This window comes from Sphingomonas horti (assembly GCF_009753715.1).
GTDB lineage: Bacteria > Pseudomonadota > Alphaproteobacteria > Sphingomonadales > Sphingomonadaceae > Sphingomonas_B > Sphingomonas_B horti.
Genome location: NZ_WQMS01000016.1, coordinates 519,870 through 533,289 on the forward strand (window position 1 = coordinate 519,870; position 13,420 = coordinate 533,289).

Consider the following 13,420-nt stretch of genomic DNA (forward strand, 5'->3'; position numbering starts at 1 on the left):
GGACAGAGGAGGTTAGAGCGGCGACCACTCGATCGCGTCTTCGCCTTCGTCATTGGCATCGACCGTCGCCGACTCGGGACCAATCGCTTCGAGCAGTCTGTCGAGCGTCCAGTCCACGCCCACGCCGCTGGCGCCCGAGACCGGTATGACCGGCTGCCCGCTCGCCGCTTCCAATTCGGCAGAGAGTGCCGCGATCAGTTCATCATCGAGCGTATCGATCTTGTTGAGAGCGATCACCACCGGCTTGTCCGCCAGCCCCGCGCCATAAGCTTCCAACTCGTCGCGGACGATGCGGTAGCTCTCGCCCACATCCTCGTCATTGGCGTCCACCAGGTGCAGCAGCACGCGGCAGCGCTCGATATGGCCCAGGAAGCGGTCGCCGATGCCGGCACCTTCGGCCGCACCCTCGATCAGGCCGGGAATGTCGGCGATCACGAATTCGCGACCTTTGTGTCGGACGACGCCGAGCTGCGGCCGGGTGGTCGTGAACGCATATTCGCCGACCTTCGCCTGCGCGTTGGTGACAGCGTTGATGAAGGTCGACTTGCCGGCATTCGGCAGCCCGACCAGTCCGGCGTCGGCGAGCAGCTTCAGGCGCAGCCACACCCAGGCTTCCTCGGCCGGCCAGCCGGTGCCGTGCTGGCGCGGCGCGCGGTTGGTCGAAGTCTTGTAGCTGGCGTTGCCGCGCCCGCCGTCGCCGCCGCGTAGGAATACGATACGCTCGCCGACCCGGGTTAAGTCCGCGAGCAGGCTGCGCTCCTCGTCGTCGGCGAGGATCTGGGTCCCGACCGGCACCTTGATCACCAGGTCCCGGCCGCCGGCGCCCGTCCTGTTGCCGCCCGAACCGCCGGTGCCGCGCGGCGCGCGGAAATGCTGCGTGTAACGAAAGTCGATCAGCGTGTTGAGCCCGGCAACCGCCTCGAACACGATGTCGCCGCCCTTGCCGCCGTCGCCGCCGTCGGGCCCGCCGAACTCGATGAACTTTTCGCGGCGGAAGCTGACGGCACCGGGGCCGCCGGCGCCGGATCGCACGAAGATTTTCGCCTGGTCGAGGAAATGCATGGCGCGGCAGATAGGCGGAGTCGCGCCCCGCCGCTACCCATCAGCCCTGATCGTCGTGACCCGCGGTCATCCGCGCCGCTGCCAGTTCGCGCGCAGTGTCGCGGGGGAGGCCGAGCGCGCTGGCCATCGCTTCGCCCAGCAACGCGTCGCCCATCGCGCTCAGCACCAGGTCGAGCGTGTCACGGCGCATGTCGTCGTCATGGGCGGTGCCGTCGCTCAGCTCGTCCATCAGCCGATGGATCGCCTGCAGGATCGGATCGAGCGCATCCTCGTTGCCAGAGAGGATCGCCCAGGAAGCGAGCGCGCCGCCGCCCTTTTCGAACGCGTCAAAGGTCAGGTCGACGACGTCGCGGCGCGATCCCTGGCCGGCGCGCACCTTCATCACCGCTTCGCCGATGCGCCGGGTGATCCGTTCCGCCATCGCCTCGGCGAGCGCTTTCTGCAGCCCAGCCGCCGAGCCGAAATGGTGGAGCAGGTTGGCATGGGTGCGGCCCATCCGCGCCGCCACTGCCTTCAGCGTGACCGCTTGTGGCCCCGCCTCGACCAAGAGCTCGCGCGCCGCCTCCAGCGCAGCGGAGCGGCTGGCTTCGGGCGATAGGCGGCGTTTGGCGAGCGACATGAACGGCTCCTACGCCATTCCGGCCGTCGCTGAAACGGAAGAGTTTATTGACAAATATGTCAGTATGTGGCCTGTTGCTGGTGAGGAGAGGGTCATGGAATTCGCGGCGAAAACGCCTGCCGATTTAACGATCACGCCGCGCGACCGGCGCTTCGGCCGCGGCGCGAAGCAGGATCGCTGGTGGCACGGCGGCGACCCCGTCGCGACCGCCTGGCACAACGCGCTGTCGATCACCTTTCCGCGCGGCGAGGCCTTCTTCATCGAAAGCGTGAAGGCCTTCCGCGACGGCGCGCCGCCCAAGCTGGAGGCGGAGATCAAAGCCTTCACGATGCAGGAGGTCATGCACAGCCGCGAGCATGTCGCGTTCAACAAGCGCGTGACGGAGGCGGGCTATGACGTCTCGCGTCTCGAACAGGCAGTGGCCGATTCGCTCGAGCTGACCAAGGGCCGGCCCCAGATCCTGAACCTCGCCGTCACGATGGCGCTGGAGCATTACACCGCGATGCTGGCGCAGATGATGCTGAAGCATCCGCGTTACTTTGCCGGCGTCGATGCCGAGACCAAGGCGATGTGGCAGTGGCATGCGATCGAGGAGATCGAGCACAAGGGCGTCGCCTATGACACCTGGCTGCACGCGACGCGCGACTGGACGCGGTGGAAGCGCTGGAAAGTGAAGAGCATCATGATGCTGCTCGTCACCTACCGCTTCTGGACCAAGCGCTGGCAGGGCACGATCGAGCTGCTCGCGCAGGATGGGATCAGGGGGCTTGGCGCCCGCGCTCGGCTGCTCTGGTACCTTGTCGCGGCGCCGGGCCCGGTGACTCGGATATTCCCCGCCTGGGTCGCCTATTTCCTGCCCGGTTTCCATCCGTGGAATCATGACGACCGCGCGTTGATCCAGCGGGCGGACAGCGTCTACCCTGACGCACGCGTGCCCGCGGCAGCCTGAGCTTTCTTGAGCGGAGCACGTTCACTCCGAGAGGAGCGGGCTTCGGCATCTTTTCGGCGCACACGAAAACGCCGGCGGCTCAATGAGCCGCCGGCGTATTTTTCTGGCAGTCAGCCGGCGCTTAGGCGCTGACCGACTCGTCGTTGCCTTCGGCGACCGCGTAGATCACGCCGACCACGGCCGCGAACACCAGCACGCCGATCAGGGCGCCACCGCCGAAGAGGTTCTCGCCCTTCGCCGCGGCATTCGCGCGAACCGATGACGCCACCGACAGCTTCGACGCGCTGCTCTGCGCGAGCACCGGGGTCGCCACCATGCTGGCCGCTGCGACAGCAGCCATCAAACCACGCTTGAACATTTCTTGCCTCCCTGAACGGCACAAAAAGTGAATCGCGTGCGCGATCACTCGCACACTCGCACCGTCTCTAGCCGATCCGAAACCGAAGGCAAGCACCCTCCCGCCGTTTCGCTCGACGGTGTGGTGAATTTGCTACACCCGCCAAGCCCTTGGTCCACCGTCACGAACCGATCGTTTCGCGTACGCAGCGCATTGCAACGCGGCCCCGGCCGCCACGTTGTTGCCTGACCCTCAGCAGGAGATACGCGATGAAGGCGCTCGTCTGGCACGGCAAGCAGGACATCCGCTACGAGACCATGCCCGATCCCGAGATCGAGGACGGACGCGACGCGATCATCAAGGTGACGAGCTGCGCGATCTGCGGGTCGGACCTGCACCTGTTCCACAATCTGATGCCCGGCATGAAGCCGGGCGACATCGTCGGCCACGAGACGATGGGCGAGGTGGTCGAGGTCGGAAAGAACAACAAGGCGCTGAAGCCCGGCGATCGGATCGTCGTGCCGTTCACGATCTGGTGCGGCGAATGCGACCAATGCCGGCGGGGCAATTACTCCGTGTGCGAGCGCTCGAACCGCAACGCGAAGGTGGCGGAGCTCGTCTTCGGCCACGCGACCGCGGGCCTGTTCGGCTACACGCACCTGACCGGCGGCTATTCGGGCGGACAGGCCGAGTATCTGCGCGTGCCGATGGCCGACACGACCCACATCAAGGTGCCGGACCATTTCACTGACGAGCAGGCGCTGTTCCTGTCCGACATCCTGCCGACCGGCTGGCAGGCGGCGGTCTATTGCGACATCGAGCCCGACGACACGGTCGCGATCTGGGGCGCGGGACCGGTCGGCCAGATGGCGATCCGCAGCGCGGTGCTGCTGGGCGCGCGGCAGGTGATCGCCATCGACTTCCTGCCCGAACGGCTCAGCATGGCGGCCGCCGCCGGCGCGGTCACGATCAATCCGGCCGAGGAAAGCGTGAAGGACCGGCTGAACGAGCTGACCCACAACAAGGGGCCGGACAAGTGCATCGACGCGGTCGGCATGGAATCCCACTCCCAGATCCTGCCCGAGCATCTCTACGACCGGACCAAACAGAGCCTGATGATGGAGACCGACCGGCCGCACACGCTGCGCGAGGCGATGCTGATGGTGCGGCCCGGCGGCGTGCTGTCGGTGCCGGGCGTCTATGGCGGCGTGGTCGACAAGTTGCCGTTCGGGGCTGCCATGAACAAGGGCGTGACGATCCGCACCGGCCAGACCCACGTCAACCGCTGGACCGACGAGCTGATCGAGCTGATCGACGAAGGCGTGCTCGATCCGAGCTTCGTCATCACCCACACCGAGCCGCTGGCGAAGGGGCCGGAGATGTACCCGACATTCGAAAGCCGGAAGGACAATTGCATCAAGGTGGTGCTGAAGCCCGGACAGGAGGCGGCGTGATGGCCTGGAAATATGGCAGCGACAGCTCGCTCACGGCATCGGACGCGCTGGTGCGCGGCATCGGCCTGTTCGCGCTCGGGCTCGGCGCGGCGGAGCTGATCGCCCCCGGCCGCTTCGCCAGGATGTTCGGCCTGGAAGGCAAGGAGAGCCTGCTGCGCGCCTATGGCGTGCGCGAGATCGGCTCCGCGATCGGCACGCTTTCGACCGATCCCGTGCCGGCGCTCTGGGCGCGCGCGGCCGGCGACGTGATGGACCTCGCGACAGTCGCGCTCGGCACCCGCAGCGACGATGCCGAGAAGCGGCGGAACGCCTGGATCGGCGTGGGCGCCGCCGCCGGCTTCGCGGCGCTCGACGCGTTCGCGGCGACGCTGATGGCGAAGCGCGGCGGCGAACGTCCGGCGCCGGCCGACTATAGCGACCGCTCGGGCCTGCCCAAGGGCGTCGAAGCGTCGCGCGGCTGGTATCGCGAGAAGCGGGAAAAGGGGCCGGCCGTCGCCAGCCGCGATGCCCGCAAGGACAGGGCGCATTCGGGCGACGCCGACCCGGCCCGCACCGAGACCGATGCCGGCCAGGCGCCGGTACCGGCAGGCGTGTCGATCGGCTGAGCGGGGCGGGGAACGGAGCCCCGGCCCCGCCGTTCCAGTGCGATGGCCGAGGCCGACGACCTCCACTCGCCCGAGCTCCGCGTCGCCCCCGAGCGCGAGGACTTCTACGCGGAGAGCCTGAAGCTGCTGGCGGCGTCAGGCTATCCGTTCCTGTTGTCGGGCACCTACGCGCTGTCCTGCTACACCGGCATCAACCGGCCGACCAAGGATGTCGACCTGTTCGCGAAGCCGAGCGACGCGCTGAAGATCCTCGCCTTTCTTCGCGAGCATGGCCGGCCGGTCGAGATGGTCGACGAGCGCTGGCTGGCCCGCATCACGCGCGGCGAGCTGTTCATCGATCTTATCTTCAACATGCCGACCTCGGGCAGCACCGTCGGCGACGACTGGTTCCAAGGCGCGCCGCAGGCCCGTATCTACGACACGGTCGTCCAGCTGGTGCCGCCGACCGAACTGATCTGGTCGAAGATCTTCGTCCAGGACCGCTATCGCTATGACGGCGCCGATGTCGCGCACCTGATCCTCAGGAAGCATGCCGAGATCGACTGGCGACGCCTCCTCGATCATCTCGAACTGCACTGGGAAGTGCTGCTGATCGCGCTGCTGAACTTCCGCTTCGTCTATCCGAGCGAACGCGACCTGATCCCGCAATGGCTGATGGACGAGCTACTGGAGCGGCTGGCGGCGCAGCGCGCGATGCCGGGCCCTGGCGTGAAGGTCTGCCGCGGCCGCATCTTCAGCCCGCGCGACTATGAGATCGACGTCACCGAATGGGGCTTTTCCGAAGCCTTCGGCAACCTGGAAGAACGCTATGAGCACCACTGAGCCAATGACGATCGCCGCGATCGGCGACCTGCACGTCACCGAGACCGCGACGCGCCCTTATTCCGAGCTGTTCAAGGAAATGTCGGACCAGGCGGACGTGATCGTGCTGTGCGGGGACCTCACCAATTTCGGCAAGGCCAGGGAAGCCGAGATCCTGGCCGAGGATCTTCGCTGCGCGACCAGGCCGGTGATCGGCGTGCTCGGCAACCATGACCATGAATGCGGCCAGCCGGAGGCGGTCGCGCAGATCCTGCACCAGGCCGGCATGACGATCCTGGACGAGCAGGCGATCGAGCTGCACGGCGTCGGCTTTGCCGGGGTGAAAGGCTTTCTGGGCGGCTTCGGGCGCGGCGAGCTGGCGCCGTTCGGCGAAGCGCCGCTGAAGGCGATCGTCGAGGAAGCGAACAACGAGGCGCGCAAGCTGGAGAACGGCCTGCGCTCGCTGCGCACCGACCGCTCGGTCGCGGTGCTCCACTATGCCCCGATCCCGCAGACGCTGGAGGGAGAGCCGATCGAGATTTTTCCCTGGCTCGGCTCGGCCCGCCTGGCCGACGCGATCGACCGCTTCGACCACGTCAAATTAGTGCTTCACGGCCACGCCCATCACGGCTGCTACGAAGGCCGCACCCGGGCCGGCACCCCGGTCTATAACGTCGCTCAGTTCGTGGTGCGGCCAAAGTTCGACCGCCCTTACGCGCTGTTCACCGTCTAAGGCTGCTTCGCGCGGCGTAGCGGCCCCGGGGAACATCCTGCCGTGCGTGCCGTTAAGCGCCGATGCGTGTCCATTATCTGAAGTGCGGCACGGACTGCCCGTTGGGCGGGGCCCTGTTCGACGGGTTCAGCAAAGGCATTTTCGGCCTCATCCCCTGCGCCGCCCAGCTCGTCGAGACCAATGACGGCCTGGTGCTGATCGACACGGGCTATGGGGTAGAGGACGTGCAGCATCCGCATCCACGGCTCAGCCTGTTCTTCCACGTCCTGCTGAACATCCGCTTCCGCATGCGCGAGACCGCGCTCCGTCAGATCGAGGCGATGGGCTATTCGGCGCGCGACGTGCGCCACATCGTGCTCACGCATCTCGACTTCGACCATGCCGGCGGAATCGAGGACTTCCCGCAGGCGCGCGTGCATGTGATGGAGGCGGAGCGCGAAGCCGCGGAGAAGAAGCGCCGCGGCTTCATCGCCAAGCGGCGCTATCGCCCCGCCCAGTGGGACGATGTGCGCGACTGGCGGACCTATGCGGGAAGCGGCGAGGACTGGTTCGGCTTCGACAGCGTGCGCCAGCTCGACGGGCTTCCGCCGGAAATCCTGATGGTGCCGCTGGGCGGCCATACGTCGGGCCATGCCGGGATCGCCATCCAGACCGGCGGCGGCTGGGTGTTGAATGCCGGCGACGCCTATTTCTACCGCCGGGAGCTGGATGCCGACCGGCGTCGGTGCACCCCAGGCCTGCGCTTCTACCAGACGTTGATGGACACGGACCGCGCCCTGCGGTTCGAAAACCAGCAGCGGTTGCGCGAGCTGAAGCGCGACAGGGGCTCGGACGTCACGATCTTCTGCTCGCACGACGAGAAGGAACTCGAGGCGATGCAAGGCGGCCGTTCGCCCGTGCGCCCGCCCCCGAGCCGAGCGCGCGCCCATATATCGCCGGGCGCGGCCCCTGCGGCAGGCTAGCAGTGTCCGGTCGCAAAACGGCTGCGCCGCGTTCCCTTAGGCCGAGCCGGATACGCACCGGAGAAGATGCACTACCTTGCTCCTACAGCGCGACACCTTTGCAGGCCCTTGCTCCTATCCAGCGGTATCAAGCGCTTACTGGACGGCACAATGGAAATCTGAATGAGGCCCACGCTGCGACGAGCCGCAGGCTGTGCCGTCCGAGTCAGCCGCCGCGCCAGACGGAGCCGGTTTTCACCGTTCAGCCCGCCGCGTTAGATGCCGGCCCCCGCTCAGCGGCTCGTATGCGGAAAGGGAGCGCAGCTCGGATCGACGGGCTGGTCTGGGTCTTAGTGCAGGTTGGGAGCTCTGCTCATTGGAAGAACGCCTTCTCAGCCGCCGTTCTGCAGAATCCGCCGGGACCCAGGTCCGGGATGCCGGCTTTGATCGCATCGTGGTAGGCGCGCTGGGTCGTCACTCCCCGCCGGGCCGCCAGCTCGGTGGATGAGATGTGGATGTCGGCGAGGTCGAGAACGTAGTGGACGGGGACGAGTTTCCTCTTGGTGCCTGTCGCGGTCTTGATTTGGCTGAGGAGCGGGATCGACTGGCTGAAGCCGAGGTTTAGGGTCTCGCCTGCCTCGACCTTGGACATGTGGGTCGCGTAGGTGATCCGCTCCAAGGCCGCGTCCATCGGATCGAATTTCAGGGTGCGCAGGAACGCCTTCGCCACGGGCTGCACCAGGATACAGCGGGTCAGCGGTGCGGCCCGGTCTGCGACGACGTAGGGCAGCGTGCCATCGAGGAGCGCCGCGAGGGCGGGCCCCCAGGGCTTCATGCGTTTTCCAACGGCCTTCATGGCCGAATGGAGCGGCAGCGTGCATTGAGTTGGGTCGCCGGTCGGGCTTGAGGCGATGGAGTCGATCAGTGCCTCGACCGAGGACGCGACGATCTGCATGGCCCCGTAGCGCGCCTCGAAGAAGGGATGCGTCTCACGCTGTAGGAGCTTCATCGCGACGAGCTGCTCGACGCCGTGCCAGGAGACGCCGAGCGGCTGGCGCGCGGAGTCTATGGGCGTGCGGACGCCGTAGCGGCGCTCGAGGTCTTCGAATTCCCAGGTCGAGAACCGGGGCTCGGCCCGGTTCTGGTCGAGGACGAAGATGGTGGCGAGGATGCCGCTGCGTCGGAGGCCGGCGACCGCGCCGGAGCCGAGGCCGATGATCCTGGCGGCGTCGGTGATCGACCTCGTGCTCTCGAGGATCTGGTCACGGTTGGGGCCCTGCAGGCTAATGGATTCGCGCCAGGCGGAAACGATCGGCGAGAGCGCGGGAGGCATGTCGGCGATGCGCTTCAAGGCGACGAAGCGGAGAGTCCGGCCAGCGTTGCCGTCCGAGTGACGGGCCGTGCGGGTGGCGATGCGGGTGGAGATCATCGCGTTCATCGTGCGTGGCCAGCCGGCGACGATCTTCCAGGCGGCCGCTACGGCACGGGCGAGCTGGGCGGGAGGGGACTTGAGGTTGTTCGCGATCTGCGTGTCCATGCTGGGATCGACGACGGGGATCAGCCGCATTATGAGGTCGAGTGTGGTGGCAGCGCCTGCTTCGGCCAGTATGGGGGGCAGTGCGGCGAGGGAGGCGGCGCGTCGGATGGGATCGGGGTGGACGAGGCCGACGGCGAGCTCGAGCTGCGGCCGGAGTTCCTCGAGAACGTGGGACGTCGAGGCCTTCTTGAGATCGGCCATGCAGGCGGCGCAGAAGTCGATGCCGAGCGTGTGCTGCCAGCCCGGCCGGACGTTGCAATCAGGGGACGGACACCTGTCGAGCAGGAATTCCCATGTGTCGATGTCGAACGGGAAGAGGCGGATGTGCCAGATGGCGCGGTCGTAGGCGGTGCCGATGTCAGGATCGGCCAGCGACCGCGCGAAGGCGCCAGGCGCGTAGCGCCGGAAGTTCTTGGCGATGAGGAAGCTGGGGATGAGGGTGCCAAAGAAGTTGTGGCGGTCCTGGGCGCCCGTCACCTGAGCGGAGATACGCGGTGTGGCGCGGGCGAGCAGTTCCGCGGCGTCTACGTTCATCGCGGCGGCCAAGGCCCTGATATGGTCGGGCGAAGCGAAGGGCGCGGTCTGCCGGTGCCCGTAGATCACGCCGGCATGCGAGGTGATCTCGCCCAACTTCTCGAGGCCCGCGACCTGATCGGCCCAGCGGGAGACGGCGCCGTTGAACGACTCGCAGGGGATGAAGGCGAAGTCAGTCATGGGCAACCTCCTGGCCGGTGTCCACCTGGTCGTCCGTGTCGGCCTCGGTATTGGCGTCTGCGTCGTCGCCCTCGCCCGACCCGGTGTCCGGCTGCTCCTCGAAAGGATTGTAGGTGATGCGGCCGTTGCTGACGGCCCAGTCCTGGACGGCATCGGAGAGGTCACGACGGGTGATGCCGTCGTGGCCGGCGCGGGTGATGTTCACCACAGCCGTCTCGATGATGCGGCTGAACTGGCCGATGAAGCCACTGGAGGCTTCGAGCAGGAGCTGCGCGGTATCGGGGTTGCCAAGGCCGGCTTTGAACCGGATCACGTCGCTGTCGACGAGCGCCTGGTCGAAGGCGTGGGCGAACGCCATGAACTCATCCGCATGGGTCGTCCAGCGAAGGCGCCCGATGCTGACGGGCGTGTCGAGGCGATTGCCTAGGTCTTCGGTGGTCTTGAAGATGTTCTTGGCCTTCAGCTTGCCGACGAACGCGATCGCGCAGTCGCCATCGTCGAGGATGTCGAGGATTTTCATTGCGATGACCGGGTGGATGGTGAGGCGGCGGCCGGCGCGCTGGAACTCGTCGAAGATGAGGAGGTCGACCTTGTGTTCCTTGATGCTGCGGCGGGCGCGCGCCCACCGCTTGTCGGGCGTGAGGCTTTCGGGCCGCGCCTCCGTCAGCGCGCGCAGGATATCGGCGGCGAGCGATCCGACGGAACCCTCGCTGTCGAGCTTCACGTAGACGACGGACGAGGTCTCCGTCCCGAGCCTCGCCACGACGCGGCGGACATAGTCGCGGGCGCCAACGCTCTTGCCCGTGAAGCTGTGTGCCAGGATCCGGACCGCCGGCTGTGGCAAGCGCGCGAGGCGCAGGAGGGGCGCCGCGGTGCGCATCTCCTCGAAGGTCTCGTCCATCTCGGTCTGGGGCGCGTAGGGACAGCGGATGGCGCGGACGAGCAGGCGCCTGTAGGCGACGAGCATGGGACCGGAGAGCGTGGCCGGGTCGAGCGGCTTGCCGGTGAGGGTCGATACGGCTTCGTTCAGGGAGTCGAGGTCGAAGTCCGGGTCGTCGAGCGTTTCAGTCTGTTGGAAGCTCATGCGGGATCTCCTTGGGGCCCCGCCCGCACCGCGGGCGGGGCGGTGCGGTTCAGGCAGCTGCGCCGCGGCGGCGGCTCGGCTTCAGGAAGTCTTCGTCGTCGGCGGTCGGCCGCCCAGCCGTGCCGGCCCGGACCTTGCCGGGCCTTGTGCCGGTGGCAGCGTCGCGTCGGTCGCCGCGGCCGGTCCGCTCCTTGCGGCGCGGGTCGGGGGGACGGTCGGCGAGGATCTCCGCGTCGAGTGCGGTCTGGGAGGACGCGTCGTGCGCGATGAAGTCGTCGAGCGAGACGGCCTGTGCGTAGTCGGTGTCCAGGTGGACGATGTTGCCTGTGATCTGCCGCAGGCGCGGGGTCTCGTAGAGACGGGCGAGCGTGAGGCGCTCACGGTGTCTTGCGCCGGGGCCGACTGCGCGGACCGCAGCGATGCGGCGGGCGCGCGCCTCGAGGCGCTCGGCCTCGGTGTTGAAGCCTTTGGGCGCGACCTCGTCGTCGTTGTCCGAAAGGCGGCGCAGCGACGGTCCGGGGATGTCTCCATCGGCTGCCTGGGCAGCGCGGCGGGACCGCGGCTTGGCGGTCTTCTCGGGTGGCGCTGTCGCCTCGGCTTTCTTCATGTCGACCAGCTCGCGGTGGAACCAGAGCGGCATGCCGTCGGCGTAGGTCTCGTCCTGGCACCGCAGTTCGACGTAGGACCTGGTGGTCTTGTCCCATGCGTGGATGACGGCGATGTTCTCGGGGTCGAATTTGATCTTGGTGGTGATCGAGGCGTCGACGCGGGCCTGGCGTCGGGGCTCGAATCGCAGGTTGTTGTCGATGAGGCGCGGCACCCCTTGGTGGCAGAAGTAGCGCAGGCCGTTAAAGACGCGGGCGCCGCTCTTCGTGATGCGCACGTTCAGCTGGACGTCGAGGGTGTCGAGCCGGAAGCGGCGGGTGTCGCCCATCACGTCGATTCCGTGCCGGTTGGCCGACTTCTGGAACGCGAGGGCGGGCTGCATGGCGATGCCCTCATGAATCTCGGTGTGGTATTCCGCGAGCGCCTTGTTCGCGAGCGCCTCGATTTCATTCATCGTGACACAGGCGAGGTCGGCGCCATCGTGACCCGTGCGACGATTGTATTCGATCGTCATCGACGCACCTGGCAGGTTCTCTAGCATCTTGCGCTCGACCGTCCCGTTCACGCGTTCGCCGATCGCGCGGTAGCGCGGCGCCTTGACCGGGCAGAAGGTGACCGAGAAGGAGGCTGACTTGGCCGCGTCCTCGAGCCCGTGGCCGGTGAACTCGGCGGCATTGTCGAGCAGGACTTCGGCGGGCTTGCCGCAGATGCGCGTGAGGATGCGGTATCGCGCGGCGTCCTGCGGCGGCGGCCGCTTGGGGAGGTTCATGCGCCGCAGCACCTCGCATACCGTCCAATAGCTGGGCGGCTTGAAGGTGATGACCCAAGCGATCACCGCGCGGCTGTGGACGTCGATGGCGAAGGTCATCCACGGCCTGCCGGCCACGATGTCGCGCTCCGGATCGATGACGACGAAGGCCGACAGCGGCGTGTGATCCACAATGACCTTCTCCAAGATGCGGCCGGCGGTCAGCGGCCTGCCGCCGCCGCGCATCGCGCTCTCGACCATTTCCTTGCCGTCCTTGATCCCGACCGTCTCCGAGCCGCGCACCGCGATGCACTTGCGACGGAAGGTGTCGTAGGACGGGATCGGGTGGGGCGCGTCCGGCTGGGGGTAAAGCGCGCTGCGGCCGAGGTTGACGTCGTGCAGTTCGGTCGCGGCGAGCGCGTATCCCGACTTGATGGGCCGCTTGTTCTGCTCGGTGTCGAGGGCGTGCTTCTGCATGATCTCCTCCACGTGCTCGTGGAGGTAGGGCGCTCGCGGCACCTTGCCGTTCAGGCGCACCAGCAGCTTGGGCTCGCGGGCGCCGGGTTTGCCGCGCTCGCTGCGCCAGCGCTTGATCGTGTGCGGGTTGTCGGGCTCGCCGAACTCGGCGCGCAGCTCTTCGGTCCAGTGCTTCTCGAGGCCCGCCGTGATCGCCTTGACGCCGTTCGGGACGCCGTTGGCGTCGAGCGTTTCGATCTGCGCCTGGACCTTCCGCAGGCCGGGGTCGATCGCCAGCAGGTCGGACATATCGAACTCGGCTTTGGCGGCGAGCAGGCGCGAGGCGACGACGTGATCGGGGAACACCACCATGGCGCGTTCGTCGCGGAGCAGCCGGTCGAAATCCTCCTCGGTCGGCATGGCCGTTCCGCCCTGGCCGTCCGGGATGAGGAACGGTTGGCCGGTGTGGCAGTCCATCAGCATGAGGCGACCTGGCACCGGGTTGACCGGAGGTTTGTAGGGGCGGCCGTCGATCTCGATGATCGTGCCGACCGGATAGTTATACTTCGGGAGGGGCAGTTCGTTCACGCGTCTTCTCCTTGCGTGGAGAGAGCGTGCGTCGGCGTTCCGCCGACCGCAGGCACGGTCTCGGTTGAACCGGGCCTGCAAACCCGGACGCGGCGCCGTGGATGGTGAGCTGCCCCCTTCTGAGTGGTCCAGATTGTATCATAGTCTGGAACCCGAAGGAGAATTGGGATGGCAGGTCGCAGGCAC

General features: G+C 67.2%; 12 protein-coding genes. 6 read left to right on the plus strand and 6 right to left on the minus strand.

The features are described 5' to 3' along the window. Positions 1 to 12: 12 nt before the first annotated feature. Together obgE and GON01_RS15400 are read right to left on the minus strand one after the other, a co-directional pair. Positions 13 to 1,062, minus strand: a complete 1,050-nt coding sequence (gene obgE / locus GON01_RS15395; RefSeq protein WP_157028218.1) for a GTPase ObgE — start codon at positions 1,060 to 1,062, stop codon at positions 13 to 15. 40 nt (positions 1,063 to 1,102) lie between these two features. Then, the gene (locus GON01_RS15400) at positions 1,103 to 1,681 is read right to left on the minus strand and encodes a TetR/AcrR family transcriptional regulator (RefSeq protein ID WP_157028219.1); all 579 of its coding nucleotides are present in this window, start codon (positions 1,679 to 1,681) and stop codon (positions 1,103 to 1,105) included. A gap of 94 nt (positions 1,682 to 1,775) precedes the next feature. Here GON01_RS15400 and GON01_RS15405 point away from each other — a divergent pair, with 94 nt between their 5' ends. Continuing rightward, positions 1,776 to 2,630, plus strand: coding sequence for a metal-dependent hydrolase (locus tag GON01_RS15405; RefSeq protein WP_157028220.1), 855 nt, complete (start codon positions 1,776 to 1,778; stop codon positions 2,628 to 2,630). Positions 2,631 to 2,751: 121 nt separating this feature from the next. Here GON01_RS15405 and GON01_RS15410 read toward each other — a convergent pair whose 3' ends face one another. Continuing rightward, positions 2,752 to 2,988, minus strand: a complete 237-nt coding sequence (locus GON01_RS15410; RefSeq protein ID WP_157028221.1) for a hypothetical protein — start codon at positions 2,986 to 2,988, stop codon at positions 2,752 to 2,754. A 248-nt stretch (positions 2,989 to 3,236) separates the two neighbouring features. On the opposite strand from GON01_RS15410, the gene GON01_RS15415 reads away from it, so the two are divergent. The 5 genes from GON01_RS15415 (at position 3,237) to GON01_RS15435 (ending at position 7,522) form a co-directional block, all read left to right on the plus strand. Then, on the plus strand, positions 3,237 to 4,421 hold the full coding sequence (locus GON01_RS15415) for a zinc-dependent alcohol dehydrogenase (RefSeq protein ID WP_157028222.1): 1,185 nt from the start codon (positions 3,237 to 3,239) through the stop codon (positions 4,419 to 4,421). After that, positions 4,421 to 5,026: a DUF4267 domain-containing protein gene (locus GON01_RS15420; RefSeq protein ID WP_157028223.1), complete on the plus strand. Its 606-nt coding sequence runs from the start codon at positions 4,421 to 4,423 to the stop codon at positions 5,024 to 5,026. The genes GON01_RS15415 and GON01_RS15420 overlap by 1 nt, the downstream gene beginning before the upstream one ends. 42 nt (positions 5,027 to 5,068) lie before the next feature. Next, positions 5,069 to 5,848 carry a nucleotidyltransferase gene (locus GON01_RS15425; protein WP_157028224.1) on the plus strand — a complete coding sequence of 260 codons (780 nt, stop codon included), beginning with the start codon at positions 5,069 to 5,071 and terminating at the stop codon, positions 5,846 to 5,848. Continuing rightward, positions 5,835 to 6,560 (plus strand): metallophosphoesterase family protein, encoded by a 726-nt coding sequence (locus GON01_RS15430; protein WP_198159867.1) that lies wholly within the window; start codon positions 5,835 to 5,837, stop codon positions 6,558 to 6,560. Before GON01_RS15425 ends, GON01_RS15430 begins: the two co-directional genes overlap by 14 nt. A gap of 62 nt (positions 6,561 to 6,622) precedes the next feature. Next, a complete protein-coding gene (locus GON01_RS15435; RefSeq protein ID WP_157028225.1) occupies positions 6,623 to 7,522 on the plus strand; it encodes an MBL fold metallo-hydrolase in 900 nt (299 codons plus the stop codon). A gap of 352 nt (positions 7,523 to 7,874) precedes the next feature. Here GON01_RS15435 and GON01_RS15440 read toward each other — a convergent pair whose 3' ends face one another. From GON01_RS15440 to GON01_RS15450, 3 genes are read right to left on the minus strand one after another with little or no spacing between them, the layout of a single operon-like run. After that, a complete protein-coding gene (locus GON01_RS15440; protein ID WP_157028226.1) occupies positions 7,875 to 9,752 on the minus strand; it encodes a hypothetical protein in 1,878 nt (625 codons plus the stop codon). Further along, complete coding sequence (locus GON01_RS15445; RefSeq protein ID WP_157028227.1) at positions 9,745 to 10,836, minus strand: TniB family NTP-binding protein; 1,092 nt, start codon at positions 10,834 to 10,836, stop codon at positions 9,745 to 9,747. Before GON01_RS15445 ends, GON01_RS15440 begins: the two co-directional genes overlap by 8 nt. A gap of 49 nt (positions 10,837 to 10,885) precedes the next feature. Further along, positions 10,886 to 13,234 carry an integrase catalytic domain-containing protein gene (locus GON01_RS15450; protein WP_157028228.1) on the minus strand — a complete coding sequence of 783 codons (2,349 nt, stop codon included), beginning with the start codon at positions 13,232 to 13,234 and terminating at the stop codon, positions 10,886 to 10,888. Positions 13,235 to 13,420: the final 186 nt, after the last annotated feature.